Genomic DNA, 25,387 nt, shown 5'->3' on the forward strand with positions numbered 1-25,387 from the left:
GGGCTCACATCCCCTTGACGGCGGACAGCACCTTGGTCAGCGACTCCTTGGCGTCGCCGAACAGCAGCGTGGTCTTGGGGTCGTAGAGCAGCTCGTTCTCGATGCCGGCGAACCCGGGCCGCATGGACCGCTTGAGGAACACCACCTGCTGGGCGTCGGCGACCTCAAGGATCGGCATCCCGTAGATCGGCGCTCCCGGGGTCGTCTTGGCCGCCGGGTTGACGACGTCGTTCGCGCCGACGACGAGGACGACGTCGGTCGTCTTGAACACCGGGTTGATCTCGTCCATCTCCTTGAGCGCCTCGTACGGCACGTTCGCCTCGGCGAGCAGCACGTTCATGTGCCCGGGCATCCGGCCGGCGACCGGGTGGATGCCGTAGAGGACCTCGATCCCCTTGGCCTCCAGGGTCTGCGCCAGCTCGGCCATCGTGTGCTGGGCCTGGGCCACCGCGAGCCCGTACCCGGGGACGACGACGACCCGGTGGGCGTAGGCGAGCAGGATCGCGACGTCCTCCGGCGAGGACGAGCGGACCGGCCGGTCGGACACCGCGGTCGACCCGGCCGTGGAGCCGCCGCGCAGGGCGCCGAAGAGGATTCCGGACACCGAGCGGCCCATCGCCGCGGCCATCGCCCGGGTGAGGATGGTGCCGCTGGCGCCGACGAGCGTGCCGCCGACGAGCAGCACGGTGTTGTCCAGGACGAGCCCGGACGCCGCGACGGCCAGACCGGTCATCGCGTTGAGCAGGGAGATGACGATCGGCACGTCCGCGCCGCCCACCGGCAGGACGAGCAGGAGTCCCACGACGAGGCCGAGGGCGAGCAGGACCAGTGCTGCCGGGGTGGACCCGGTCGCGGCGAGCACACCGGCCAGGACGACGACCCCGAGGGCGGAGGCGACCATGAGCACCGGGGCGCCGGGCAGGACGACGGGCCGGGTCGTCATCACCTCCTGCAACTTGAGGAACGTCACGACCGAGCCGGAGAACGCGACCGCACCGACCGGGACGGTGAACGCCACCGCGAGCTGGCCGCCCCACGCCGTCATCGCCGGCAGCTCGAGCAGGGCGACCAGGGCAGCGGCCCCGCCGCCGACCCCGTTGAACAGGGCGACGAGCTGCGGCATCGACGTCATCGGCACCCGGCGGGCGGCGGGCACGGCGAGCGCCGTGCCGACCGCGATCGCGGCGAGGATGGGCAGGATGTTGTCCAGGTCCGAGGACAGGAACACGGTGACCAGCGCGAGCGCCGCGCCGGCCGCGCCGATGAGGTTGCCGCGGCGCGCGGTCCGCGGCGAGGACAGGCCCTTGAGGGCGAGGATGAACGCGACGGCAGCGGCGAGGTAGAGCAGCGCCGTCCAGGTCTCGGGCAGCAGGTTCACCGCTGCACCTCCCCGCCGCGGGCAGCGCCGTCTCGGGGGCGACCCCGGAACATCTCGAGCATCCGGTCGGTCACCACGAAGCCTCCGACGAGGTTGACCGTCGCCATCAGCACTGCGACGAGCGCGACGACGAGGGTGAGGGTGTCGTCCGCGTGCCCGGCGACGAGGATGGCGCCGACGAGGACGATGCCGTGGATGGCGTTCGCACCGGACATCAGCGGGGTGTGCAGGGTGCTGGACACCTTGGACACCACCTCGAACCCGACGAACACCGACAGCACGAAGATGGTGAGCAGCGCGACGCCGTCCATCACTGGCCTCCCTCGAGCAGGATGCGGGTGGGCTCGTGCCGGACCTCGCCGGCGTGGGTGAGGCAGGCCCCGGCGACGACCTCGTCGTCGAAGTCGGGCACCACCTCGCCGTCGGTCGTCATGAGCAGCAACAGGTTCGCGACGTTCTTCGCGTACAGGCGGGAGGCGTCCACCGGCATCGTGCTGGCGGCGTCCCGCATCCCGACGACGACGACGTCGCCCCCGCCGGCCGTGGCCGGCACCGCGACGTCCTGCCCGGGCACGGACGCCTCGACGTTGCCGCCGGACTCCGCCGCCAGGTCGACGACGACGCTGCCGGGCTTCATGGCGGCCACCATCGGCGTCGTGACGAGCAGCGGGGCCGAGCGTCCCGGGACCGCGGCGGTAGTGATCACGACGTCCGCGTCGGCGACGTGCGGTGCCAGCGCCTCGCGCTGGGCACGGGCCCGCTCCTCGGTCATCTCCCGGGCGTACCCGCCGCCGCCCTCGAGGGCGTCCAGGCCCAGGTCGACGAACGTCGCCCCCATCGAGCGGACCTCGTCCGCGGAGGAGGACCGCACGTCGTAGCCCGACACGACGGCGCCGAGCCGCCGAGCGGTGGCGATGGCCTGCAGCCCGGCGACACCGGCGCCCAGCACGAGCACCCGGGCGGGCGGCACCGTCCCGGCGGCGGTCATGAACAGCGGCAGGAACCGGGGCAGCCGGGTGGCCGCCTCCAGGACGCAGCGGTAACCGGCGACGAGGGCCTGCGAGGTCAGCGCGTCCATCGACTGGGCGCGGGAGATCCGCGGCACGAGCTCGAGCGCGAACGACGTCGTGCGCGCGTCCCGCAGAGCCGCCACGGTGGGCAGCTCGGTGGACGGAGAGCACAGGCCGATCGTGATGGCCCCCTCGCGCAGCCGCGGCGGGACCGCCGGGGGCAGCGGCCGCACGTGCAGCAGGACGTCGACGGCCGCGGCGTCCACGGCCTCGACGACGACGGCACCGGCGCCGGTGTACGCGTCGTCCGGGACGAACGCGTGCCGGCCTGCGCCACGCTGGACGACGACCTCCAGCCCGGCGCCGACGAGCTGGGCCACGGTTTCAGGGGTGACGGCTACCCGGCGCTCGCCGGGCAGCGTCTCGGCGGGGACAGCGACTCTCACTCTGCGCAACCTATGCGATGACGACGCCGGACGCTGGGGGTCCAAGGTCCCGGGCGTGCCGCGCCCGGCCCACCGCGCGTCCTGCGTCCCGGTCCGGCACCGTGCGCAGTCCCGGGTCTGGGACGATGCGGACCGTGCAGACCGAGCCCTCGCCGCCCTCGCCGACACCGCCGACACCGCCGACACCGCTGGCGGACGCCGGCGTCCCGCTCGGGCCGCTGGACGGCCGCTACCGCCCGGTCGTGGCCCCGCTCGTCGAGCACCTGTCGGAGGCGGCGCTCAACCGCGAACGGCTGCGGGTGGAGGTGGAGTGGCTCATCCACCTCACCGAGCACCAGGTCGTCCCCGGCGCCCGGCGGCTCACCGAGGCGGAGACGGCCCGGCTGCGCGGCCTCGCCGCCGGCTTCGGTCCCGCTGACGTCGCCGAGGTCGCCGAGATCGAACGGGTCACCGTGCACGACGTCAAGGCGGTCGAGTACCTCCTCAAGCGCCGGATGGCCGGGACGACGCTGGAGGACCTCACCGAGCTCGTGCACTTCGGCTGCACCAGCGAGGACATCAACAACCTGGCGTACGCGCTCATGGTGCGCGGCGCCGTCCAGCAGGTCTGGCTGCCCGCCGCCCGCGCCGTCGTCCACTCCGTCACGGCGATGGCGCACGAGCTCGCCGACCTGCCGGTGCTGGCCCGCACCCACGGGCAGCCGGCCACGCCGACGACCCTCGGCAAGGAGCTTGCCGTGCTGGCGCACCGGCTCCGCCGCCAGCTGGGCCGGGTGGAGCGTGCCGAGTACCTCGGGAAGGTCAACGGCGCGACCGGCACCTGGTCGGCACACGTCGTCGCCGTCCCGGCGGTGGACTGGGCCGAGGTGTCGCGCCGTTTCGTCGAGGGCCTGGGACTCACGTGGAACCCGCTGACCACCCAGATCGAGTCGCACGACTGGCAGGCCGAGCTCTACGCGGACGTGGCCCGGTTCAACCGGGTGCTGCACAACCTCTGCACCGACGTGTGGACATACATCTCCCTGGGCTACTTCGTCCAGGTACTCGATCAGCAGAGCCAGGGCTCCATCGGCTCCTCGACGATGCCGCACAAGGTCAACCCGATCCGGTTCGAGAACGCCGAGGCGAACCTCGAGGTGTCCACGGCCCTGCTCGACGTCCTGGCCTCGACACTGGTCACCTCGCGGCTGCAGCGGGACCTCAGCGACTCCTCGATGCAGCGCAACATCGGCTCGGCGTTCGGGCACTCGCTGGTGGCCCTCGACAACGTCCGTCGCGGGCTCGCCGGCCTGGACGCCGACCCGGCCGCCACCGCCAGGGACCTGGACGCGAACTGGGAGGTGCTCGGGGAGGCCGTGCAGTCGGTCATGCGCGCTGCTGGGATCGCCGGCACCCCCGGGATGGACGAGCCGTACGAGCGGGTCAAGGAGCTCACCCGGGGACGGCGGGTCGACGGCGAGACGATGCGCCAGTTCGTCGCCGGCCTCGGGCTGCCCGACGCCGAGCGGGAGCGGCTGCTGGCGCTGACCCCCGCCGGCTACACCGGCCTGGCGGCCGAGCTCGTCGCCCGGTACCTGCCCCGGGACTGACCCGCCCGCAGGGTGGCGGGACTGCATGATCACGGATGGGACGTGCGGGGTGGCGGGACTGCATGATCACGGGAGGGTGGGGATGGGGCTGGGGGCGGGGTCTGGGGGCGGGCGGCGGCTCCCCGGGTACCGGGAGGTGTGTCCCAGGGTCCTCCCAGGTCGTCGGTGCACCGTGTCAGGTGTTGGTGGGCAACGGGTCCACCGCCTGGATCAGGGAGGTCGCAATGCGCAAGAGGACGAGCGCCATCGCCGCCGCGGCAGTGATCGGCACGCTGGGGATCGGTGGGGTCGCGGTCGCCGCGGCACCGACGCCCGGGACGCCGCCGGCCGACGGCACCACGGTGCAGAACCAGGTACAGGAGCAGCAGGCGCAGGGACGCGGGTACGGACCTGGCGCCCGGGTGGCACACGGTCTGCGGATGGGCGCCGACGGGACGGTGGTGCAGGCCGTCTCCGACGTCCTGCAGATGACGCCCGAGGAGATCCGGTCCGCTGTTCGCGCCGGCACCTCGCTCGCCGAGCTGGCCGAGCAGCAGGGCGTCGAGCTGCAGACCCTCGTCGACACCGTCGTCGACGCGACCCTGCAGCGGGTGGCTGAGCTGGAGGAGTCCGGCGTCATCACCCCCGAGCGGGCCGCCCAGCTCGAAGCGGTCCTGCCGGAGCGGATCGCGGACCACCTGGAGTCCGGGGAGCCCATGCGGATGCGCGCCGGTGTCAACGGCGACGGCCCGAGGGGCGACGGGATGGGCAACGGCGGCCTGGCTAGCAGCTGGGACGCCTGAGCTCGTCCCCGTACCGGCCCCTGACGCCTTCTGGGCGCAGGGGCCGGTGGGCTGCCCGGGGGGTGCAGGTGGACGGGAATACCCATGGGGGGTATGTTGCTGGTGCCAGCACGACGACCAGGAGGTCACGATGGCGACGGCCCGACCCGGCTACCGGGGCACCAAGGACGACTACCTCGTGCGGCTGCGCCGCATCGAGGGCCAGGTCCGTGGCCTGCACCGGATGGTCGAGGAGGACACCTACTGCATCGACGTCCTCACCCAGGTCTCGGCGGTGACCAAGGCGCTGCAGGCGGTGAGCCTCGGCCTGCTCGAGGACCACATCGCGCACTGCGTCGTGGACGCCGCCCGCGCCGGGGACGCCGAGGCCGAGGAGAAGGTCCGTGAGGTGGCCGACGCCATCGCCCGCCTCGTCCGCTCCTGACCCCCCACCGCACCGCACCACAGACACCCACCGGAGGCACGAGATGACCACCACCACCTACGACGTCAAGGGCATGACCTGCGACCACTGCGTCCACGCCGTCACCACGGAGCTCAAGGGGCTGGACGGGGTCACCGCCGTCGACGTCGACCTGGACGCCGGCGGGACGTCGAAGGTCACCGTGACCAGCGAGGCCCCGCTCGACGAGGACGCCGTCCGCGCAGCCGTCGACGAGGCCGGCTACGAGCTCGCCTGAGGCCAGTGGGGCCGCCCCGCGGGGCGGCCCCGGAGCACGCCACCGGCAGCAGCACCGGCACCACCTGAGGAGAGAACGTGAGCACACCCACTCGTGAGAACGCGGCCAGCCGTGAGAACACAGGCACCCGTGAGAACGCAGGCACCCGTGAGATCGAGATCGCCGTCGGTGGGATGACGTGCTCCTCCTGCGCCAACCGGGTGGAGAAGAAGCTCAACCGTCTCGACGGGGTCACTGCGACGGTCAACTACGCCACCGAGACGGCCCACGTCATCGTGCCGGCCGACGTGTCGAACGACCTGCTCGTGGCCACCGTCGAGGCCACCGGGTACACCGCCCGGATCCCGACGCCCGAGGACATCGACGACACCCTCGGCCAGGACTACAGCGGCGACGAGCTGCGCCGCCGGCTCATCGGCTCGGCCGTCCTCACCGTCCCGGTCGCGCTGCTGTCGATGGTCCCGGCGCTGCAGTTCGACTGGTGGAACTGGGTCGTGCTGGCCCTGGCCACCCCCGTCGTCACCTGGGGCGCCTGGCCGTTCCACCGGGCCGCCGTCGTCAACGCCCGCCACGGCGCCTCGACGATGGACACCCTGGTCTCGGTCGGCATCTCCGCCGCCTTCCTGTGGTCGCTGTGGGCGATGCTGCTCGGCGGCTCCGGGGACCCGGGGATGCGGATGGAGATGACCCTGCTGCCGGCGTCCGGCGCCGGCGAGGACGGCATGGAGCACCCCGAGCTGTACTTCGAGGTCGCCGCGGCCGTCACGACGTTCCTGCTCGCCGGCCGGTACGCCGAGCACAAGGCCAAGCGCCGCTCCGGCGAGGCCCTCAAGGCGCTGCTCGACCTCGGCGCCAAGGACGTCGCGGTGCTGCGCGACGGCGTCGAGGAGCGGGTGCCGGTCTCCCAGCTGAAGGTCGGCGACGAGTTCGTCGTCCGGCCCGGGGAGAAGATCGCCACGGACGGCGAGGTGGTGTCCGGCCGCAGCGCCGTCGACGAGTCCCTGCTCACCGGTGAGCCGGTACCGGTCGAGGTCGGCCCCGGTGACACCGTCACCGGCGCGACCGTGAGCACCAGCGGACGTCTCGTCGTCCGGGCCACCCGGGTCGGCGCCCAGACACGGCTGGCCCAGATCGGCCGGCTCGTCACCCAGGCGCAGTCCGGCAAGGCCCCAGTGCAGCGGCTCGCCGACCGGGTCTCCGCGGTGTTCGTCCCGGTCGTCTTCGTCATCGCGCTGCTCACGCTGGTCAGCTGGCTGTGGCTGTCCGGCGACGTGCAGGCCTCGTTCACCGCGGCCGTCGCCGTCCTGATCATCGCCTGCCCGTGCGCCCTCGGCCTGGCCACCCCGACGGCACTGCTCGTCGGCACCGGCCGCGGCGCCCAGCTCGGCATCCTGATCAAGGGGCCGGAGATCCTCGAGAGCACCCGCACCATCGACACCGTCGTCCTGGACAAGACCGGCACCGTCACCGAGGGCCGGATGGCGCTCGTCGACGTGCTGCCCGCCCACGGCGAGGACCGCGACACGGTCCTGCGCCTCGCCGGGGCCGTCGAGGCCGCCAGCGAGCACCCGGTGGCCCGGGCGATCGCCGACGGTGCCGCCGCCGGTGGCCGGCTGCCGGAGGTCACCGACTTCACCAACCTCGCCGGCTCCGGCGTGCGCGGCACGGTCGAGGGCCGAGAGGTCCTCGTCGGGCGGCGCAGCTGGCTGGTCGCCGAGGGCATCGACGTGCCGGCCGGCCTCGACGACGCGCTCGCGTCGCTCGAGGAGCGTGGCAGCACCGCGGTCCTGGTCGCCTGGGACGGCCGGGCCCGAGGCGTGCTCGGCGTGGCCGACACGGTCAAGGAGACCTCCGCCGAGGCGATCCGTGAGCTGCGCGGCCTCGGCCTCGACCCGGTGCTGCTGACGGGTGACAACGCCCGGGCGGCCCGGGCGGTCGCCGCAGCGGTCGGCATCGACCCCGACGACGAGCACGTCATCGCCGAGGTGCACCCGGAGGACAAGGTGTCCGTCGTCCGCCGGCTGCAGGAGGCCGGTCGGGTCGTCGCCATGGTCGGCGACGGGGTCAACGACGCCGCCGCCCTCGCCCAGGCCGACCTCGGTCTGGCCATGGGCACCGGCACGGACGTCGCGATCGAGGCCAGCGACATCACCCTGGTGCGCGGGGACCTGCGGGCTGCGGCGGACGCCGTCCGGCTCTCCCGCCGGACGCTGGCGACGATCAAGGGGAACCTGTTCTGGGCGTTCGCCTACAACGTCGCGGCCATCCCGCTGGCGGCCGCCGGACTGCTCAACCCGCTGATCGCCGGCGCCGCGATGGCGTTCTCGTCGGTGTTCGTCGTGACGAACTCCCTGCGCCTGCGCCGCTTCACCCCCAGCCGGTGACGGTTGCTACGCCATGACCGCGGTGTCCCCCGCCCCGTGACCACCCCCGCCCCGTGACCACCCCCCGTGATCATGCAGTCCCGCCACCCTCTGAGGTGGCGGGACTGCATGATCACGACCAGGGGTGGGGGCGGCGGCGGCTGCGGGCGGAGGTGTCATCGTCCTCGGCCTGTCGATCGGGCAGTCGGCGGTGTACGCCGTCGTCAGCCTCGTGGCCAAGCTCACCCGCGGGCCGCTAGGTCAGCAGACGGCGACCCTCAACCCCTCGCGCAGCACCCGTGAGCTGCTCGACCTGACCTACCAGCTGCTCGGCATCGGGTTCGCGCTCGTGCCGGTCGCGCTGGCGCTGTGGCTGCTGTCCGAACCAGGTCGCTCCGCCGTCCGCCGGATCGGTCTGGACGCCGCGTCGCCGGGGCGGGACCTCGCCGTCGGCGCCGCGCTGGCCGCCGTCATCGGCGTCCCGGGACTGGCGCTCTACCTGGCCGGGCAGGCGCTCGGGATCACCGCGATCGTCGTCCCGAGCGCCCTGGGCACGTACTGGTGGTCCGTCCCGGTGCTCGTGCTCGCCGCGGCGCAGAACGCCCTGCTCGAGGAGGTGGTGGGCGTGGCGTACCTCGTCGAGCGGCTGCAGCGGCTGGGCTGGGGGGTCCCGGGGATCATCCTGGCCGGGGCGCTGCTGCGCGGCACGTACCACGCCTACCAGGGGTTCGGTGCGATGGCCGGCAACGCCGTCATGGGCGTCGTGTTCATGCTGGTGTACCTGCGGACCCGGCGGGTCATGCCGCTGGTCGTCGCCCACACCCTGCTCGACGTCGTCGCCTTCGCCGGGTACCACCTGCTCGGCGACGTCCTGGACCTGCCGGGCTGAAGGGCTGAGTGCTGAAGGGCTGAGAGCTGCGCTCAGACGGTGACGCGCCCCATCGGGGTCTCGAACGTCACCGAGAGCAGCCCCGGAGTACCGGCCGGGGCGACGAACGAGAACTCGATGTCCTGCGGCCGGTGCCCGGGGTCGAGGCCCAGCCAGGTCCGTACCCGCTCGGGGTCGCCGGCGATCTCCAGCGTCGTGATCCGGGCGGACCCGTCGGCGCCGACCCCCGGGTGCAGGTCGGGGGTGAGCCACTGGATGACGTATGGCAGCTGCGGGTCCGCGATCAAGCCGCGGATGCCGATCTGGCGCCACAGCAGCTCCACGCCGTCCGGGCGGTACCGGTTGCCGGGGACCGCCTCACGGCCGAGGTTGCGCTCGACCGGGGTGATGTCCTCGACGGCCACGACCCAGCCCATCCAGCCGCCGCCGGCCTCGGAGCGGGCCCGGACGGCCTGGCCGAACGGCGCCTTGTCGGACGCCGGGTGGTCCAGGACCTCGACGACCTCCAGGTACTGGGTGTTCGCCATCGGGAAGATGAGGTTGCGGGTCCCGAACCGCGGGTGCACGCCGCCGTCGACGAAGTCGACCCCGAGACGCGTCCGCAACCGCTCCGCGGTCGCGTGCATCCCGTCCTGCTCAGCGGCGTAGGAGACGTGGTCCAGGCGCATGCCGTGATGGTGGCACACGGCCGGTGACCGTCCGACCGCTGCCCCCGGGACGGCGTCCGGCTCAGCCCGCGACGTCCTGGCCCGTCACCGGCGCAGCCGCCGGGTCAGGCGCCCCGCGGCGTCCCGCAGGGCGAGCGCGGTCATCGTGGCCGGCGGCGCCGTCGACATCAACGCCAGCTCCACCGGCGGGGACGTGACCCCGTCGAGAAAACGCAGCACCCGCTGCGGCGGGTTCCGGTCGAACAGCCGGGTCAGGAACGCGGCGCCGTCGAGACTGCCGTCGGCCAGGCCGCGCAGCACGAGGGCGTCGGTCCACGCGTGCCGGCGCGGGTAGGGCCGGGGCGGCACGGGGTCACGCCCGTCGAGCAGAGCGACCGCGACGGCGGCGGCCTGGCGCTGCATGGCCGCGAACGTGTACCCGGTGGACGGCCGGGTGGCCCCGCCCGCCGTCCCGATACGCATCACTCGACGTCCGACCCGGCGCACGTAGACGCCGTCCGTCATCGGGATGGCGCCCTGCTCGGTGTGCACCACCCGGTGCGGGACGTCGCCACCGAGGACGTGCGGCACATAGGCCTCCAGGGCCCGGGCGTACCCGGCGTCGGACAGGACGGCCGGGGAGAACTCCGTGTACTCGACCAGGGCGGTGCGGGCGTCGCTGGGCAGGCTGTAGCCGAAGGAGACGCCGGTGCTCGGTTGCGGTGTGGTGAAGTCCATCAGCACCGGCAGGTCCGGGTCGACGACGTCGCGGTCGGCGCGAACGACGACACCCCGGAAGTGCTGCAGCAGCGACGTGGCACCCGGGCGGGCAGGCGGGGACGACCGGGAGTCGAACACCCAGCGGGCCCGGACCCGTCGTCCGCCGGCCGTCACCACCGCGGCGCCGGCGCCGTCCAGCACCTCGTCCGCCGGGTGAGGGACGTGGACGACGTCGAACCGGGACGCCACCTGCGCGACGAGGGCGTAGAAGTCGCTGCTGCGCAGCATCGCGTACCGCATCGGCGCCAGGTGCAGCACCCGCCGGCGGTGGTCGGGGCCGACGACGACCACCCGGTCCCACGACCGGTGCAGGGCGGGGTCGACGTCGCTGCGCCCGTCGTCCCAGAAGCACCAGGTGCGGTCGTCAGGGCGGGTGGTGAGCCGGTCCACCGGGTCGACGAGGGCCACCCGGAGGCGCTCGGGGCCGCGCAGGGCGAGCTGGTGGAGGAGGCTGAGCCCGGCCCCGCCCGCGCCGACCAGCGCGACGTCGACGTCAACGTCGGGGTCGTGATCGTGCTTGGGGCCGCGGTCGGGGTCGTGGTTGGGGTCGGGGTCGGGGTCGCGGCCGACGTCGGACCCCAGTGCGTCACCCGGCCCGACACCCATGTCCCGGACCCTACGTCCCCTCGGTGATCATGCAATCCCGCCACCCACCAGTCCCCGCCGCCCCCACCCCCCTCGCAGAATGCTGGGTTGGTGGCACGACACGCCGACAAACCAGCGCCAGAGCCAGCATTCTGAGTGGCGCTCCATCACCGTGCGCCGTCCGTCACCGCATTCCCTGGTGCCGCGAGGGTGGCGGGATTGCATGATCACGGCTGGAGGGGGAGGCCGCAGGGTGGCGGGATTGCATGATCACGGCTGGAGGGGGAGGCCGCAGGGTGGCGGGATTGCATGATCACCGAGGGGGTGGGGGGGTGAGGAGGTGCTCGAGGACCTGGGCCACGCCGTCCTCCTCGCACGGTGGGGCGACGGCGTCCGCCGCGGCCAGGACGTCGGGGTGCCCGTCGGCCATCGCGTAGCCGGTGCCGGCCCACTGGAGCATCGCCAGGTCGTTGGGCATGTCCCCGAAGGCCACGACGTCCGCGGCGCAGACACCGCGACGAGCAGCGAGCTCGGCCAGGGTCGCCGCCTTGCTCACCCCGGGCGCGGACACCTCGAGCAGCGCGTCGGCCGCGTTGGAGTGGGTCGCCTCGACCAGACCGGCGAGCACCTCGCGGCCGACCGCCAGCATCGCGTCACTCGTACTGCCCTCCCACCGGGCGAGCAGCTTGACCACCCGGGGGTCGTCGGCGAGCAGGTCCGGCAGGTCCCCGACGACGCGGTGGGCGAGCGCGTCCCAGCGTGGCCGGTAGCCCGGCGTGCTGCGGAACCCCGCCAGCGTCTCGACGGCGAACGCGACGCCCGGCATCACCGCGGTGAGCCGCTGCGCCGCCTCCAGGACGACGTCCGCCGGGATCTCCTTGGCCTCCAGCGCCCGTTCGGTCGCCAGGTCGTAGACGACCGCACCGTTGGCCAGGACGGCAGTGCCGGCGTGGCCGGTCGCCTCGACGACGGGGCCCATCCACCGCGGCGGGCGTCCGGTGACGAACACGACGTCGATCCCGGCGTCCAGGCAGGCCCGGACGGCGGCGACCGTGCGCGCCGACATCGTCTGGTCCCGCCGGACGACGGTGCCGTCCAGGTCGGTGGCGACCATCCGGGGCCCTGTCACGGCCCGACCGCGACTCACCCTGCCATCGTCTCGCGTTCGAGCAGGCTCTCCAGCACCTCGGCCACGCCGTCCTCGGCGACCGTGCTGGTGACCTCCCCCGCCGCCTCCTTGACCTCGTCGGGTGCCTGTCCCATCGCCACCGACCGGGCCGCCCAGCGCAGCATCTCGACGTCGTTGCGGCCGTCCCCGACGGCGACGGTGCGGTGCGCCGGCACGCCGACCCAGCCACGGATCTGCTCGAGCGCACTGGCCTTCGACACGCCCTCGGGGGCGAGATCCAGCCACGCCGTCCAGCCGACCGCGTAGTTGACGCCCTTGAGACCGATCCGGTCGACGAGCTGGAGGAAGTCGTCGGGGCTGTGGTCGGTGCTGCGCACGACGACGCGGGTCGCCGGCTCGTGGAGCAGCTCCTCGAACGGGACGACGCTGATGTCGCCGACGAGCTCGTCGGCCGGGAACGGCCCGGACAGCCGGAAGCCGGTGCCGAGCTCCTCGACGGCGAAGGCGGCGGCCGGCAGCTCGCTGCGCAGCAGCTCCAGCGCCGGCGTCGGGTCGAACGTCACGACGTCGACGACCTCGTAGCCCCGCTCGGCGTCGGGGTCGAGCCGGACCGTCACGGAGCCGTTGCTGACCACGGCGTACCCGGTGGTCAGCCCCAGCCGGTCGAGGACCGGCAGGGTGGCCACCAGCGAGCGCCCGGTCGCCACGACGACCTCGTGCCCGGCGTCGACGACCGCCCGCACGGCGTCACGGACCCGGTCGGAGAGGCGTTCGTCGAGGTCGACGAGAGTGCCGTCGACGTCGAGGGCGACGAGCAGCCGGCCCGGCCCCGTCACGGGGTCAGCACCTCGAGGCCGCCCAGGTAGGGCCGCAGCGCCTCGGGCACCCGCACCGACCCGTCGGGGCGCTGGTGGTTCTCCAGGATGGCGACGAGCCAGCGGGTCGTGGCCAGGGTGCCGTTGAGCGTCGCCACCGGTGCGGTCTGCCCCTCGCCCGCACGCTGCCGGATCCCGAGCCGCCGGGTCTGGAACGTCGTGCAGTTGGACGTCGAGGTGAGCTCCCGGTAGCGCTGCTGGCTGGGCACCCACGCCTCGCAGTCGAGCTTGCGGGCCGCGGAGGAGCCCAGGTCGCCGGCCGCGACGTCGATGACCCGGTAGGGGACCTCGACCGCGCCCAGCATCCGCTTCTCCCAGCCGAGCATCTGCTCGTGCTCGGCCTCGGCGTCCTCCGGCCGGCAGTACACGAACATCTCGACCTTGTGGAACTGGTGCACGCGGATGATCCCCCGGGTGTCCCGGCCGTGCGAGCCGGCCTCCCGGCGGTAGCAGGCGGACCAGCCCGCGTAGCGCAGCGGCCCGTCGGACAGGTCGAGGATCTCGTCGGCGTGGTAGCCGGCCAGCGGCACCTCCGAGGTGCCGACGAGGTACAGGTCGTCGGCCTCCAGCCGGTACACCTCGTCGGCGTGCGCCCCGAGGAACCCGGTGCCCCGCATGATCTCCGGCCGCACCAGCGTCGGGGTGATCATCGGGGTGAAGCCGGCGTCGACGGCGGTGTCCATCGCCAGCTGGAGCAGGGCGAGCTCCAGCCGCGCCCCCACCCCGGTGAGGAAGTAGAAGCGGGACCCGGAGACCTTCGCGCCGCGCTCGGTGTCGATGGCACCGAGCAGCTCGCCCAGCTCGAGGTGGTCGCGCGGGGCGAAACCCTCGGCGGCGAAGTCCCGCGGCTCGCCGTGGGTCTCCAGGACGACGTAGTCGTCCTCCCCGCCGGCCGGGACTCCCGGCAGGACGACGTTGGACAGCGCGAGCTGCAGGCGCTCCACCTCGGCGGCGGCGTCGTCCGCGTCCGCCTGGGCGGCCTTCACCTGGTCGGCCAGATCGCGCACCTGCGCCAGGAGCCGCTGCTTGTCCTCGCCGGTGGCCTGGGCGACGGTGCGACCGAAGGCCTTCTGCTCGGCCCGCAGCGACTCGAACCGGGCCAGCGCCGCGCGCCGACGCGCGTCGGCGTCGAGCAGCGCGTCGACGAGGGACTCGTCCTCGCCGCGGGCGCGCTGGCTGGCGCGGACCGTCTCCGGGTCGGTGCGCAGGAGTCGCAGGTCGATCACGGCACGAGGGTACGGTCCCGCGCTGCCCGGCACCGGAGGCGGCACTACCGTTCGCCCATGACCCCGACGCCGGCGAGCCGGCCACCGCACGCTCCCGGCGGGCGCCGGTGAGCGCGGACACCACCGTCCTCGTCGGCGTCCTGCTCGCCGTGGTCCTGCTCGCCGGGCTGTTCGCGGTGCTGACGACCCGCGGCCGGCGCTGGGCCGACCGGGCCGCCGCCGCGCCCGCGACCGAGCCGTTCGCCGAGGACCCGGGGGAGCGCCCGCTCGCCGCGGTGGTCGTCAACCCGACGAAGTTCGACGGCGGCACGGACGGCGTGCGCGCCCAGGTGGAGGTGGCGTGCACCGCCGCCGGGTGGGCGCCGCCGCTGTGGCTGGAGACGACGGTCGAGGACCCCGGCGTGGGTCAGACCCGGGAGGCGCTCGAGCGGGGAGCCGCCGTGGTCATCGCCTGCGGCGGCGACGGTACCGTCCGTACGGTCGGGGAGACCCTGGCCGGCACCGGCGTCCCGATGGGGCTGCTGCCCGCCGGCACCGGCAACCTGCTGGCCCACAACCTCGACGTCAGCGCCACCGACGTGCCCGGCTCGGTACGGATCGCGCTGACCGGCCGCGACCGGCCGGTCGACGTGGGCTGGATCACCGTCGTGGGGCCGGGAGGAGTCGAGCACAGCCGCCCCGAGGAGCAGGCGTTCCTCGTCATGGCGGGGATGGGATTCGACGCGGCGATCATGGCCAACGCCCCGGAGGCCCTCAAGGCGAGGGTCGGTCCGCTGGCCTACGCGATCTCGGGGTTGCGCCAGCTGCGCGGCCAGCAGGCGCGGGTGCACCTGCGCGTCGACGGCGAGGCGCCGGTGACCCGCCGGGTGCGCACCGTCGTCGTCGGGAACTGCGGGGAGCTGCTCGGTGGTCTCGTGCTCATGCCGGACGCCGAGGTCGACGACGGCTGGCTGGACATGGTGACCATCTCCCCGCGCGGCGTCGTCGGCTGGGCCGCCGTCGCCGCCCGGGTGATCAGCCGGCGCCGCCGGGGGCACGGCCGGGTCGAGCACTGGCGCGCCCGGGACATCGTCATCACCAGCGACACCCCGCAGCCGGCGCAGCTGGACGGCGACCCCGTCGGGGAGGCGGTCGAGCTGCGGATGCGGGTCGAGCCGCAGGCCCTGCTGGTGCGGGTCCCGGCCGGGAGCCGTGACCAGGGAGTCCTCCGCCGGCCGGACGGCGACTGAGACGTCGTGGTCGACCAGGACAGCCTCGTCGCCGGCGGGCTCACCTCCCTGGAGCCGGACCGCTCGGTCGCGCTGTGGTTTCGCGAGCACGTCGTGTCGAACGAGGCACTCGTCGCCGCCGGCGAGATCGGCGCGGTCGCCCTGCACCCGTGGACGTTCCGCGTGCTGGTCGCCGTCGGGTGCGTCCTCGCCTGGCGTGCCGGGCGTCGCCGGGCGGCCGTCGTGGCCGCGGTGGTGATGGCCGGTGGGGGGCTGCTCGGGTTCGCCGTCAAGCTGGCCGTGGCGCGCCCCCGACCGGCCGGGGGCGAGCCGGTGGCCGCCGAGTCGGGATACGCCTTCCCGAGCCTGCACGCGCTGAACGCGGCACTCGGCACCGGCCTGCTGCTCGTCGTCCTGGCCGCGCCCTGGCTGCACCACCGGTCCCGCGCGGCCGTCGCCGCCGTCACCGGCGCCGGCGTCCTGGTCGTCGTGGTCACCGCGCTGGACCGGCTCGTGCTCGGCGTCCACTACCTGTCCGACGTGGTCGCCGGCGTCCTGCTCGGCGTGGTGCTCACCGCGCTGGCGGGCAGGCTGTCCCGCGGCAGGCCGGACGGCGCCGAGGCGCGGCAGGTCAGCTCCGGCCCTCCCGGAGCCGGCTGACCCAGGCCCGGGCGGCGGTGAACGCGCCGTCGGTCGTCGACGTCGTCACCTCGGTCGGCCGGCCGTCCGCTCGGGGGTAGGAGCCCAGGTAGCGCACGAAGGGGCTGGTCCGGTGCAGCCCGATGAGGGCCTCGGCGACCCGCTCGTCCTCGACGTGCCCCTCGCAGTCGATGGAGAACGCGTACTGGCCCAGGGCGTCACCGCGTGGCCGGGACTCGATCCGGGTGAGGTTGACCCCACGGGTGGCGAACTGCTCCAGCAGCTCGAGCAGCGCGCCGGCGTGGTCGTCGGCCAGGTGTACGAGCAGGGTCGTCTTGTCCGCCCCGGTGCGCGGCGGCGGCGGGGCCGGGCGGCCGACGAGCACGAACCGGGTCACCGCCCCGGGGTTGTCCTCGACGTGCTCGGCGAGCACCTCCAGGCCGTAGCGGTGCGCGGCGATCGGCGCGCACAGGGCGGCGTCGTAACCGAGGGCGCCGTCGTGGCCGGCAGGGGCGGTGAGTCCTGCGGCGGCCGCGGCGGTGGACAGCGCCGGCAGGTAGGTCGCGTGCGGCAGGTTCTCGGACAGCCAGCCCCGGCACTGGGCCTGGGCGTGGGCGTGGCTGGAGACCACCCGGACGCCGTCCAGCCCGGTCCCGGGCCGTGCCGCCAGGACGAAGGTGATCGGGACGAGGACCTCCCGGACGACGACGAGCGGGTCCCCGGCGGACAGCGCGTCGAGGGTGGCGCTCACCCCGCCCTCGACGGAGTTCTCGATGGGGACCATGGCGGCGGCGACGTCGCCCGCGCGCACGAGGTCGAGCGCCGCCCCGACCGTCGCGCACGGGACGTGGTCGCCGTGCTCGGCGGCCGGGACCTGGCGCAGCGCCGCCTCGGTGAACGTGCCCTCCGGTCCGAGGAAGGCGTAGCGGGCAGGGGGGACGCCGGGCATGGCGTCAGCCTAGGGCCGGGTGCCGGGCGGTTAGCCTCGCCCCGTCATGGACGTCACCGTCGCACTCACCGCGCTCGCCGTCATCCTGCCGGTCGAGCTGCCGGACAAGACGTTCGTGGCGACCCTGGTGCTCGCCACCAGGTTCCGGCCGCTGCAGGTGTGGGTCGGGGTCGCGCTGGCGTTCGCCGTGCAGACCGCGATCGCCGTGACGGTCGGTGGTCTCATCGCCCAGCTGCCGCGCACGCCCGTGCTCGTCCTCGTCGCGCTGCTGTTCGCGGTCGGCGCGGTCCTGCTGTGGCGCTCCGCCGCCGGCGCCGACGCCGAGGAGGCGCAGACGGAGGCCGAGGTCACCGCCAAGGTCGGCGCCGGGGCGCAGACGGGCCGCGGTCACGCGCTGAGGGCGGTGGGGACGAGCTTCGTCGTGCTGTTCCTCGCCGAGTGGGGAGACCTGTCCCAGCTGTTCACCGCGGGCCTGGCCGCGCAGACCGGGGACCCCGTCTCGGTGTTCGCCGGGGCCTGGCTGGCGCTGCTGCTCGTCTCGGGTGCCGGGGCACTGCTGGGCCGGGCACTGCTGGCCCGGCTGAGGCTGGCGACCGTGCGCCGGATCGGCGCCGCGGTGTGCGCCGTGCTCGCCGTGGTGAGCGCCGCCGGAGCACTCGGCACGTAGCCTGGGCCCGTGCCGGCCACACGACGTCCTCGACTGCTCGTCGCCGTGCTGGCGCTGTGCACCCTGCTCGGCGCGCTCACCGTGCCGGCCGCCGTCCCGGCACGTGCCGCCCTGGGTCCGGACGCCGTCCCCGGACCCGTCGTCCTGGTCGGCGTCCCGGGACTGCGCTGGGACGACGTCGATCCCGAGCGCACCCCGGCGCTGTGGTCCCTGCTCGAGGACGGTGCCGCCGGCGTGCTGGCCGCCCGCAGCGTCCGTAGCCGCGCCTGCCCCGTCGACGGCTGGCTCGCCGTCTCGGCCGGACGCCGCGCCGGGGACGCCCCGCGTGAGCCCGGTGAGCCGCTGTGCCGGGTCCCGCAGGACCCCGTCGACGGCGTCGTCCCACGGTGGGACGTGTACGCGGCAGAAGCGGCCGCCGGAGACTTCGACGCCGAGCCGGGACTGCTCGGAGAGCAGCTGCGCGCCGCCGACGTACGGGCCGCGGCCGTCGGGCCGGGGGCCGCGATCGCGCTCGCCGACACCGACGGCGCCGTCGTCGGCGACTACCGTCGCGGGGCCACGGAACCGGCGGCGCTCGCCGCGGACGTCCGGGCGGTCGCCGACCGCGACCTCGTCGTCGTGGACGCCGGGGCGCTGCGCGACCCGGACGACCTGCCGCCGTCCGACCCCAAGGCCTTCGGCCCCGACCGGCTGACTCAGGCCGCCGCCCTGGACGCCCGGGTCGGCGCCGTCCTGGACGCCGTCCCGGACGGTGCCACGGTCCTCGTGGCCGCCCTCGCCGACGCGGGGCTCACCGCCCGGCTGCAGCTCACCGCCGCCACCGGCCCAGCGCCCGGCGGCTCGGCCTACGCCGAGGCGCTGCTCGCCAGCAGCTCCACCCGCCAGGACGGGATCGTGCAGGCCACCGACCTCACCCCGACGCTGCTGGCGCTGCTCGACCTCGACGCCCCGGCCTCCCTCGTCGGGGCACCGGTCGTCCCCCTGGCCGGTTCGTCCCCGGACGCCGCCGATCGGCTCGAGCGGCTGCTCGACGTCGACGCCGCCTCCCGAGCCGTCCAGCCGCTGGTCCCGTGGTTCTTCAACCTCCTGGTCGCCGCACAGCTCGCCCTGTACGGGGCCGCCGCGCTGGCGCTGCGGAACCGCTGGCGGGGCCCGGAGGGGCGCCGTCGGGTGCTCGCCGGACTGCGCCGGGTGTCGGTGCTGTTCGCCGCCGTCCCTGTGTCGACGTTCCTGGCGAACCTCGTGCCGTGGTGGCGGGCCGACAACGACTTCCTCGCCGTCGTCGCCGCGGTCGCGGTGTTCGCGGTGCTCGTCGCCGTCGTCGCCCAGGCCGGCCCGTGGGGACGTCGTCCGCTCGGCCCGCTCGGCGTCGTCTCCGGGATCACCGCGCTCGTGCTGGCCGCGGACGTCGTCGCCGGCACCCGGCTCATCACCTCGAGCCTGATGGGCCTGCAACCGGTTGTCGCCGGGCGGTTCTACGGACTCGGCAACGTGCAGTACGCGCTGTTCGCGACCGGCGCCCTGCTCGCCGCGACCGCGCTGGCCGACCACCTGCTGCGCCGCGGACGCCGGAGCGCCGCCGTGACCGCGGTCGCAGTCATCGGGGTCGTCGCGGTGGTCGTGGACGGCGCCCCCGGGCTGGGCAGCGACTTCGGCGGCCCGCCGTCGATGATCCCGGCGTTCGCCCTGCTGGCCCTCGTCGTCGGCGGGGTGCGGATCTCCTGGCGCTCGCTGCTGCTGATCGGGCTGGGCACGCTCGCCGCCGCGACCGCGCTGTCCGTCGTGGACTGGCTGCGGCCGCCCGACGACCGCACCCACCTGGGCCGGTTCGTCCAGACCGTCCTGGACGGCGGGGCCTGGACGGTGGTCGAGCGCAAACTCGCCCAGAACGTCGAGATCCTCTTCGGCAGCTGGCTGTCGGTGCTCGTGCCGGTCGGCGCGCTGTTCATCGGCCTCATCCTGATGCGGCCGGTCGCCTGGGGTGCCCCGGCGCTCCAGCGCACCTACGAGTACTGCCCGGCGCTGCGTCCCGGCCTCACCGCGCTCATCGTCATGCTCGCGATCGGCTTCGCCGTCAACGACTCCGGCACGGTGGTGCCGGCCGTCGGCGCCACCCTGGCGATCCCGCTGCTCATCGCGGCCAGCGTCCGGGTGCTGGAGATCGAGGACGACAGCCGGTCGGGTCCGGCGCCCGGTGACGGCTCAGCGGCGCAGCCAGCACAGGAAGCCGAGCGAGCGCGGCACGCCGGGCGGCGCTGAGGTCTGACAGACGGCTGAGCCCGACGAGCCGGCCTCAGCCGCCCCACGGCCGCACGCCGCGCGCGAGCAGGGCGCGGGCGACGTCGCGGTACTGGCGGGCGCGGTGCAGCTGCGCCCGCCAGTCCGTCCCGGTCACCCGGTGGTGCAGGTCGCACGGCACCTCCTGGACCCGGAACCCGCGGCGCAGCAGGTCGATGGTCAGCCCGGTCTCCACGCCCCACCCTGCGGCCAGCGGCAGGGCCGCGTCGAACGCCTCGCGGGTCAGGCACCGCATCCCCGACAACGGCTGGGTGGGCGTCCACCCGGTAGCCCGGCGGATCCCGTTGCGGGACAGGTTGACGACGAGGCCGCGCCCGCCGCCGGCGGTGCGCTGCGGCGGCAGCACGGCGATGGTCATGTCGGCCTGGCCGGTCAGCACCGGCACGGTGAGCGGTGCCGTGCTGGCGGCGGTCTCCCCCAGGTCGGCGTCGATGAACAGCAGGGCCCGGGCGGCCGTGCCGTCGCGGGCGTCGCGGCGGGCGACGGCGAGCGCGCCGGTCGTCATCGCCGCCCCCTTGCCACGGTTTCGCAGGTGCCGGACGACGTACCCGCCCGCGTCACGGGCGGCCCGCTGGGTGTCGTCGGTGCTGCCGTCGTCCACGACGACGACGAGGTCGACGCCGGGGATCGTCAGCGCGCTGCGGACGGTCGCCGCGACCCGGTCCGCCTCGTCCTTCGCGGGCACGACGACGGCCGTGCGGGTCGGCGGGCTGCTCACCGCCGAAGCCTACTGAGGGCCCCTCTGCCCGCCCACCACCGAACCCCTCGGTGATCATGCAATCCCGCCACCCTCCTCCCCCTCGGTGATCATGCAATCCCGCCACCCCACCCACCGCCTGCTCGCGCGGTGGCGGCACGTGGCGGACGTGACCGGCCGGCCCCCGGCCGGTCGATACCCTCCCGACCCATGTCGAGCGAGCGGTCCCAGGCGGTCAGCGGGCGGGGTGTCACGAGCGAGGTGGGGCGGCTGCGGTCCGTCATCCTGCACCGGCCCGGCGCCGAGCTGCAGCGGCTCACCCCCCGCAACAACGACCGGCTGCTGTTCGACGGCATCCCGTGGGTGACCCGGGCGCAGGAGGAGCACGACGCCTTCGCCGGCGTCCTGCGGGACCGGGGTGTCGAGGTGCTCTACCTCGGCGACCTCGTCCGCGAGGCGCTCGAGGTCCCCGCTGCCCGGGCCGAGGCGATCGCCGCGGTGCTCGCGGAGCCGCGGCTCGGGGTGTCGTTGGCCCGCCGGGTCGGCGCCTACCTCGAGGAGCTGGAGCCCACCCAGCTGGCCGGCGTCCTCGTCGCCGGCCTGCGGGTGGACGAGCTCAACGCCCGCCGGCCGGTGAGCGAGCCGGGGCTGGTCACCACGCTCGCGGCGGCGGACGACTTCGTCGTCGACCCGCTGCCGAACCTGCTGTTCACCCGCGACTCCTCGGCGTGGGTCGGGGACCGGGTGGCGGTCGCCTCGCTGGCGATGCCGGCCCGGCAGCGCGAGACGTCCCTGACCGAGGTCGTCTACACCCACCACCCACGGTTCGCCGGGACCCCGATGGTCTACACCCCGAACCTGGAGCACCTCGAGGGCGGCGACGTCCTCGTCCTGTCCGACGGCGTCCTCGCGGTCGGCACCGGCGAGCGGACGACGCCCGCCGGGGTCGAGCGGCTCGCCCGCCAGGTGTTCGAGGCCGGAGTCGCCCGCAGCGTGCTCGCGGTGCCGATCGCCCAGGACCGCGCCACGATGCACCTCGACACGGTGTGCACGATGGTCGACGCGGACGCCGTCGTCATGTACCCGAACATCGCGCACAACCTGGAGGCGTACACGCTGACCCCCCGGGACGGCGACCTGCACGTCGAGGGACCGCGCCCGTTCCTCGACGCGGCGGCGGCGGCGATGCGGATCGAGCGGTTGCGGGTGATCGACACCGGCCTCGACCCGGTCACCGCCGAGCGGGAGCAGTGGGACGACGGGAACAACACCCTCGCCGTCGCGCCGGGAGTCGTCGTCGCCTACGAGCGCAACACCGAGACCAACGCGCGGCTGGAGCACGCCGGCATCGAGGTGATCCGGCTGTCGGCGGCCGAGCTCGGCTCCGGCCGCGGCGGCCCACGGTGCATGAGCTGCCCGGTGTGGCGGGACCCGGTCAGCCCTCGTCGAGCGGGCTGACCTCGGCGACGTCCGCGACGGTCGTCGAGGTGTCCGGGCCCACCGAGGCGACGGGCCGGGACCCCTCGGCCGGCACGCTGCTCGCCGGAGCCTGACGCCGTGAGGCCGGACGCCGTGGAGCCGGGCGCGCGGCAGCCTTCTTCGCCGTCCGGCCCGGGGTCGCCTTCTTGGCGGCCCTCCTCGCCGGCTGGCCCGGCCGCTCCGGCTGAGGCTGCTCGGTGCGCTCCTCGGCGGCCGCCAGCAGGCCCTCCAGGACGGCGACCCGGTGACGCAGGTCCGCGACCTCGGCGGGGCTGACACCCCCGAGCTGCCCGATCGAGCGCTGGACCTCCGAGCGGACCATGTCTCGCATCCGCTGCACGCCGCCGAGCGCCTCCTCGCCGGACCCCTCGGTGAGGGTCTTGGCGACCTGCCGCAGGCCGGCCCCGGCGATCTCCGCCGCGCTCGTGGCGACGCTCAGCAACCCGCGGATCGACGTCCCCATCATTGGTGTTCCTTCCTCCGGTGTGCCTGTGGCCGCCACGGTAGGCGGCGGCGACGTCCGGCGCAGCGCCAGCTCACCACACCGTCAGCTCAGCGCAGCGTCAGCTGGCGGGACACGACGCCGGCGCGGGCCCGGCGCTCCTCCGCGGTGAGCGGGGCGTCCTCGGCGAGCGCTGCCTCGAGCCGCCCGGCGAAGGCTGCGGCGGGCTCCTCCGCGCCGTCCACGGACGTGCCGACCGGCAGGTCCCAGACCGGCACGAGCAGACCGTGGGCGCGGAAGGCGCCGACGTACCGGGACCCTTCGCCCAGGGCGGACTCACCGCGGGCGTGCAGGCGGGCGAGCGCGTCGAGCAACGCCTCCTCGTCGTGCGGGAGGACCCAGCGCAGGTGCTCCCGGTCCCCGATCCGGGCCCAGTACGCGGCCTCGACCCCGCTGAGCCGCTCGGTCGGCACGACGGCGGCGTTGGCCCGCTCGAGGGACGCCTCGACGTCCGGGGTGCGTTCCTGGCCGCCCTCGAGCCAGAAGTCGAAGCCGGAGTGGACCTGGACGTCGAGGGGGACGTCGGGGTCAAGCAGGTCCTGCAGGCGCGGGCCGGGGCCGGGCAGGCCGACCGCCTCCACCGGGGTGCCCGGCTCGGACTGCGCCGCCCGCAGCAGCGCGGCCGCGGCGTCCCGGCTGGCGTCGCCGCTGCCGCCCTGGACCTGCAGCCCGAGGAACAGTCGCCCGTCCTGACGGTGCATGGCAGCCCAGGCCATCGGCAGCACGCTGGCGACGGTCACCTCGGAGCCGCCGTGCTCGGCGGTGAGCCGGGCGGTCGCGGTCGCCGCGGGCACGATCTCGCGCAGCGCGACCCAGTCGCACTCACCGGTCAAGCCCTCGAACGGGCGGCGGACCAGGGTGACGGCCTCGCTCTGGGCGCGGCGGCCGTGGCACTGCTTGTACCGCTTGCCGGAGCCGCACGGGCAGGGCTCACGGGGTCCGACGACGGGGACGTCCTGATCAGCGAGGGCGCCGGGAGCGACGCGGCGGCGCGACGACGAGGCCATGGGCGGGGAGCGTACCGAGCGCCCGTGTGCGCCCGTGTGCGCCCGAGTGCTCCCGGGTCCGCCCGGGTCAGCCGTTCGACGCGGAGCGGGCGGCGGTGCCGTCGAGGGACGCCCACACGGTGCGGCGACCGTCGGGACCCTCACGCACGCCCCAGTCCCGGGCCAGGACGCCGACGATGCGCAGCCCCCGGCCGTGGCTGGAGAACGCCGTCGGGCGAGCGGGTCGCACCCGGGTCGGGCCGCCGCCGTCGGTGATCTCGACGACGACCACGTCGCCACGGACCTGCCAACGCAGCAGGATGCCGCCCTCGGGCAGCTCCTGGGCGTGCCGGACGGCGTTGCCGAGGAGCTCGGACACCACGACGGCGGCCTCGGCCACGACGTCCTCGACGGTCTCGGCGGTCTCGCTGGCACCGGTCCGGTGGCGACGGGCGCGGCTCAACCGCTCGGTGACGTCGTCGACGAACTCGCGGCGGGCTGCCGGGACCGCCTGCGGCCGGTGCGGGACGCGCAGGCCCCGGGCACCCCCGGGCACCGGCACGTCCGCGAGGGGCGCGTCGAGCGTCGCGGTCGCCACGGGCGGGTCCTCTCGGTCTCGGGCACGGTCTTCTCGGACACGGTTGCTGACCGGCCACTGAGTCGTGGGCCGGTGTACCCCGGGCCCGCTCAGGGCAAACCTGAGCCCGGGCTCACCGGTTCCCCCCGCCGGACGCCGGCGGCGACCAGCTGGGCGAGCACGGCGTCCGGCCGGTTCGTGATGATGGCCTCGACGCCGGCCGCCAGGCACCGGCGGACGTCGTCCGGCTCGTCCACCGTCCACACGTGCACGGGGTGGCCGCGGCGGCCCAGGGCGTCGACGAGCCGGGGGTCGCGGCGCAGCAGCTCGACACTGATCCCGGCGGTACCGACCCCGCGGGGCAGCCGGCCGTCCCGCATCCGCACCGGCACGTGGTCGAGCAGCTGGACGAGCGGCAGCGTCGGCGACAGCGCCCGCACCCGCTGCAGGGCCAGAGTGGAGAAGCTCATCACCCGCACCGGGGAGGGACGCCCGGGCCGGGGGCGGGCCCAGCCGAAGTAGTCCAGGACGTCGTAGAGCTCCTGCTCGACCTGGCCGGCGTACCGGGTCGGGTGCTTGGTCTCCACCGCGACCTCCAGCGGGCGGCCGGCGTCGGCCACCACGGACAGCAGCCGGCGCAGGGTCAGCAGGCGGCCGGCGTCCCGGTCGGGGAGCTCGGCGACCGTCGACAGGTCGCGGCCCGCCTTCCACGAGGACCAGTCCAGGCCCTCGAGCTGGGCCAGCTCGAGGGTGGACACCTTGCCCCGGCCCGAGGAGGTGCGGTCGACCCGGCGGTCGTGGACGCAGACGAGATGACCGTCGGCGGTGAGCCGGACGTCGCACTCCAGGGCGTCCGCGCCGGCCTCGATGGCGCGCAGGTAGGCTCCGAGGGTGTGCTCGGGGTGGTCGTGGCTGGCACCCCGGTGCGCCACGACCTGCGGGCCCTGACGGAGCCTGGTGTCGCTCACAGCGACCATGCTGCCGAGCAACCCTCACACGTGTCGGC

Annotated in this window: 25 protein-coding genes; 11 read left to right on the forward strand and 14 right to left on the reverse strand. The window is 74.8% G+C overall.

The features are described from left to right. Positions 1-4 precede the first annotated feature (4 nt). The 3 genes from ACFP6A_RS08480 to ACFP6A_RS08490 are packed head-to-tail and all read right to left on the reverse strand — an operon-like array spanning position 5 to position 2,834. The gene (locus ACFP6A_RS08480) at positions 5-1,378 is read right to left on the reverse strand and encodes an NAD(P)(+) transhydrogenase (Re/Si-specific) subunit beta (RefSeq protein WP_379603061.1); all 1,374 of its coding nucleotides are present in this window, start codon (positions 1,376-1,378) and stop codon (positions 5-7) included. After that, positions 1,375-1,689 carry an NAD(P) transhydrogenase subunit alpha gene (locus ACFP6A_RS08485; RefSeq protein WP_379603062.1) on the reverse strand — a complete coding sequence of 105 codons (315 nt, stop codon included), beginning with the start codon at positions 1,687-1,689 and terminating at the stop codon, positions 1,375-1,377. The genes ACFP6A_RS08480 and ACFP6A_RS08485 overlap by 4 nt, the downstream gene beginning before the upstream one ends. Then, the gene (locus tag ACFP6A_RS08490) at positions 1,689-2,834 is read right to left on the reverse strand and encodes an NAD(P) transhydrogenase subunit alpha (protein ID WP_379603063.1); all 1,146 of its coding nucleotides are present in this window, start codon (positions 2,832-2,834) and stop codon (positions 1,689-1,691) included. Before ACFP6A_RS08490 ends, ACFP6A_RS08485 begins: the two co-directional genes overlap by 1 nt. Positions 2,835-2,959: 125 nt before the next feature. On the opposite strand from ACFP6A_RS08490, the gene purB reads away from it, so the two are divergent. The 6 genes from purB (at position 2,960) to ACFP6A_RS08520 (ending at position 9,137) form a co-directional block, all read left to right on the forward strand. Next, complete coding sequence (purB, locus tag ACFP6A_RS08495) at positions 2,960-4,423, forward strand: adenylosuccinate lyase (RefSeq protein ID WP_379603064.1); 1,464 nt, start codon at positions 2,960-2,962, stop codon at positions 4,421-4,423. 224 nt (positions 4,424-4,647) lie between these two features. Beyond that, the gene (locus tag ACFP6A_RS08500; protein WP_379603065.1) at positions 4,648-5,205 is read left to right on the forward strand and encodes a hypothetical protein; all 558 of its coding nucleotides are present in this window, start codon (positions 4,648-4,650) and stop codon (positions 5,203-5,205) included. Between the two features lie 130 nt (positions 5,206-5,335). Continuing rightward, positions 5,336-5,629: a metal-sensitive transcriptional regulator gene (locus ACFP6A_RS08505; RefSeq protein WP_379603066.1), complete on the forward strand. Its 294-nt coding sequence runs from the start codon at positions 5,336-5,338 to the stop codon at positions 5,627-5,629. A gap of 43 nt (positions 5,630-5,672) precedes the next feature. Next, positions 5,673-5,885, forward strand: a complete 213-nt coding sequence (locus ACFP6A_RS08510) for a heavy-metal-associated domain-containing protein (protein ID WP_379603067.1) — start codon at positions 5,673-5,675, stop codon at positions 5,883-5,885. Positions 5,886-6,037: 152 nt separating this feature from the next. Beyond that, on the forward strand, positions 6,038-8,269 hold the full coding sequence (locus tag ACFP6A_RS08515; protein WP_379603239.1) for a heavy metal translocating P-type ATPase: 2,232 nt from the start codon (positions 6,038-6,040) through the stop codon (positions 8,267-8,269). A gap of 124 nt (positions 8,270-8,393) precedes the next feature. Further along, positions 8,394-9,137 (forward strand): CPBP family intramembrane glutamic endopeptidase, encoded by a 744-nt coding sequence (locus tag ACFP6A_RS08520; protein ID WP_379603068.1) that lies wholly within the window; start codon positions 8,394-8,396, stop codon positions 9,135-9,137. Positions 9,138-9,169: 32 nt separating this feature from the next. Here ACFP6A_RS08520 and ACFP6A_RS08525 read toward each other — a convergent pair whose 3' ends face one another. The 5 genes from ACFP6A_RS08525 to serS form a co-directional block, all read right to left on the reverse strand. Next, positions 9,170-9,805 (reverse strand): VOC family protein, encoded by a 636-nt coding sequence (locus tag ACFP6A_RS08525; RefSeq protein ID WP_379603069.1) that lies wholly within the window; start codon positions 9,803-9,805, stop codon positions 9,170-9,172. An 84-nt stretch (positions 9,806-9,889) separates the two neighbouring features. Continuing rightward, complete coding sequence (locus tag ACFP6A_RS08530; protein WP_379603070.1) at positions 9,890-11,170, reverse strand: lycopene cyclase family protein; 1,281 nt, start codon at positions 11,168-11,170, stop codon at positions 9,890-9,892. Positions 11,171-11,462: 292 nt separating this feature from the next. Continuing rightward, positions 11,463-12,278 (reverse strand): HAD family hydrolase, encoded by an 816-nt coding sequence (locus ACFP6A_RS08535; protein WP_379603071.1) that lies wholly within the window; start codon positions 12,276-12,278, stop codon positions 11,463-11,465. Between the two features lie 14 nt (positions 12,279-12,292). Next, the gene (locus tag ACFP6A_RS08540) at positions 12,293-13,114 is read right to left on the reverse strand and encodes an HAD family hydrolase (protein WP_379603072.1); all 822 of its coding nucleotides are present in this window, start codon (positions 13,112-13,114) and stop codon (positions 12,293-12,295) included. Beyond that, positions 13,111-14,379: a serine--tRNA ligase gene (gene serS / locus ACFP6A_RS08545; RefSeq protein WP_379603073.1), complete on the reverse strand. Its 1,269-nt coding sequence runs from the start codon at positions 14,377-14,379 to the stop codon at positions 13,111-13,113. Before serS ends, ACFP6A_RS08540 begins: the two co-directional genes overlap by 4 nt. Positions 14,380-14,486: 107 nt before the next feature. Here serS and ACFP6A_RS08550 point away from each other — a divergent pair, with 107 nt between their 5' ends. Together ACFP6A_RS08550 and ACFP6A_RS08555 are read left to right on the forward strand one after the other, a co-directional pair. Continuing rightward, entirely contained in the window at positions 14,487-15,608 is a 1,122-nt protein-coding gene (locus tag ACFP6A_RS08550; RefSeq protein ID WP_379603074.1) for a diacylglycerol/lipid kinase family protein, read from the forward strand. A gap of 6 nt (positions 15,609-15,614) precedes the next feature. Continuing rightward, the gene (locus ACFP6A_RS08555; RefSeq protein WP_379603075.1) at positions 15,615-16,247 is read left to right on the forward strand and encodes a phosphatase PAP2 family protein; all 633 of its coding nucleotides are present in this window, start codon (positions 15,615-15,617) and stop codon (positions 16,245-16,247) included. On the opposite strand, the gene pheA is transcribed toward ACFP6A_RS08555, so the two are convergent. Then, positions 16,219-17,175, reverse strand: a complete 957-nt coding sequence (pheA, locus tag ACFP6A_RS08560) for a prephenate dehydratase (RefSeq protein WP_379603076.1) — start codon at positions 17,173-17,175, stop codon at positions 16,219-16,221. The two genes, ACFP6A_RS08555 and pheA, sit on opposite strands and share 29 nt — an antisense overlap. 46 nt (positions 17,176-17,221) lie before the next feature. Here pheA and ACFP6A_RS08565 point away from each other — a divergent pair, with 46 nt between their 5' ends. Beyond that, positions 17,222-17,842: a TMEM165/GDT1 family protein gene (locus ACFP6A_RS08565; RefSeq protein ID WP_379603077.1), complete on the forward strand. Its 621-nt coding sequence runs from the start codon at positions 17,222-17,224 to the stop codon at positions 17,840-17,842. Positions 17,843-17,851: 9 nt separating this feature from the next. Further along, positions 17,852-20,101: a hypothetical protein gene (locus tag ACFP6A_RS08570; protein ID WP_379603078.1), complete on the forward strand. Its 2,250-nt coding sequence runs from the start codon at positions 17,852-17,854 to the stop codon at positions 20,099-20,101. A 34-nt stretch (positions 20,102-20,135) separates the two neighbouring features. Here the strand turns inward: ACFP6A_RS08570 and ACFP6A_RS08575 are convergent, their stop codons facing one another. Beyond that, positions 20,136-20,858 (reverse strand): glycosyltransferase, encoded by a 723-nt coding sequence (locus tag ACFP6A_RS08575; RefSeq protein WP_379603079.1) that lies wholly within the window; start codon positions 20,856-20,858, stop codon positions 20,136-20,138. A gap of 189 nt (positions 20,859-21,047) precedes the next feature. On the opposite strand from ACFP6A_RS08575, the gene arcA reads away from it, so the two are divergent. Further along, positions 21,048-22,295: an arginine deiminase gene (arcA, locus tag ACFP6A_RS08580; RefSeq protein WP_379603080.1), complete on the forward strand. Its 1,248-nt coding sequence runs from the start codon at positions 21,048-21,050 to the stop codon at positions 22,293-22,295. Here arcA and ACFP6A_RS08585 read toward each other — a convergent pair. From ACFP6A_RS08585 to ACFP6A_RS08600, 4 genes are all read right to left on the reverse strand, one after another. Beyond that, entirely contained in the window at positions 22,273-22,779 is a 507-nt protein-coding gene (locus ACFP6A_RS08585) for a hypothetical protein (protein ID WP_379603081.1), read from the reverse strand. The two genes, arcA and ACFP6A_RS08585, sit on opposite strands and share 23 nt — an antisense overlap. 89 nt (positions 22,780-22,868) lie before the next feature. After that, positions 22,869-23,825: a DUF5926 family protein gene (locus ACFP6A_RS08590; RefSeq protein WP_379603082.1), complete on the reverse strand. Its 957-nt coding sequence runs from the start codon at positions 23,823-23,825 to the stop codon at positions 22,869-22,871. Between the two features lie 67 nt (positions 23,826-23,892). After that, complete coding sequence (locus tag ACFP6A_RS08595; protein ID WP_379603083.1) at positions 23,893-24,402, reverse strand: ATP-binding protein; 510 nt, start codon at positions 24,400-24,402, stop codon at positions 23,893-23,895. A gap of 89 nt (positions 24,403-24,491) precedes the next feature. Then, entirely contained in the window at positions 24,492-25,358 is an 867-nt protein-coding gene (locus ACFP6A_RS08600) for a glycerophosphodiester phosphodiesterase family protein (RefSeq protein ID WP_379603084.1), read from the reverse strand. Between the last annotated feature and the right edge of the window lie 29 nt (positions 25,359-25,387).

Source organism: Quadrisphaera sp. GCM10027208 (assembly GCF_042658805.1).
Lineage (GTDB): Bacteria > Actinomycetota > Actinomycetes > Actinomycetales > SCSIO-59966 > SCSIO-59966.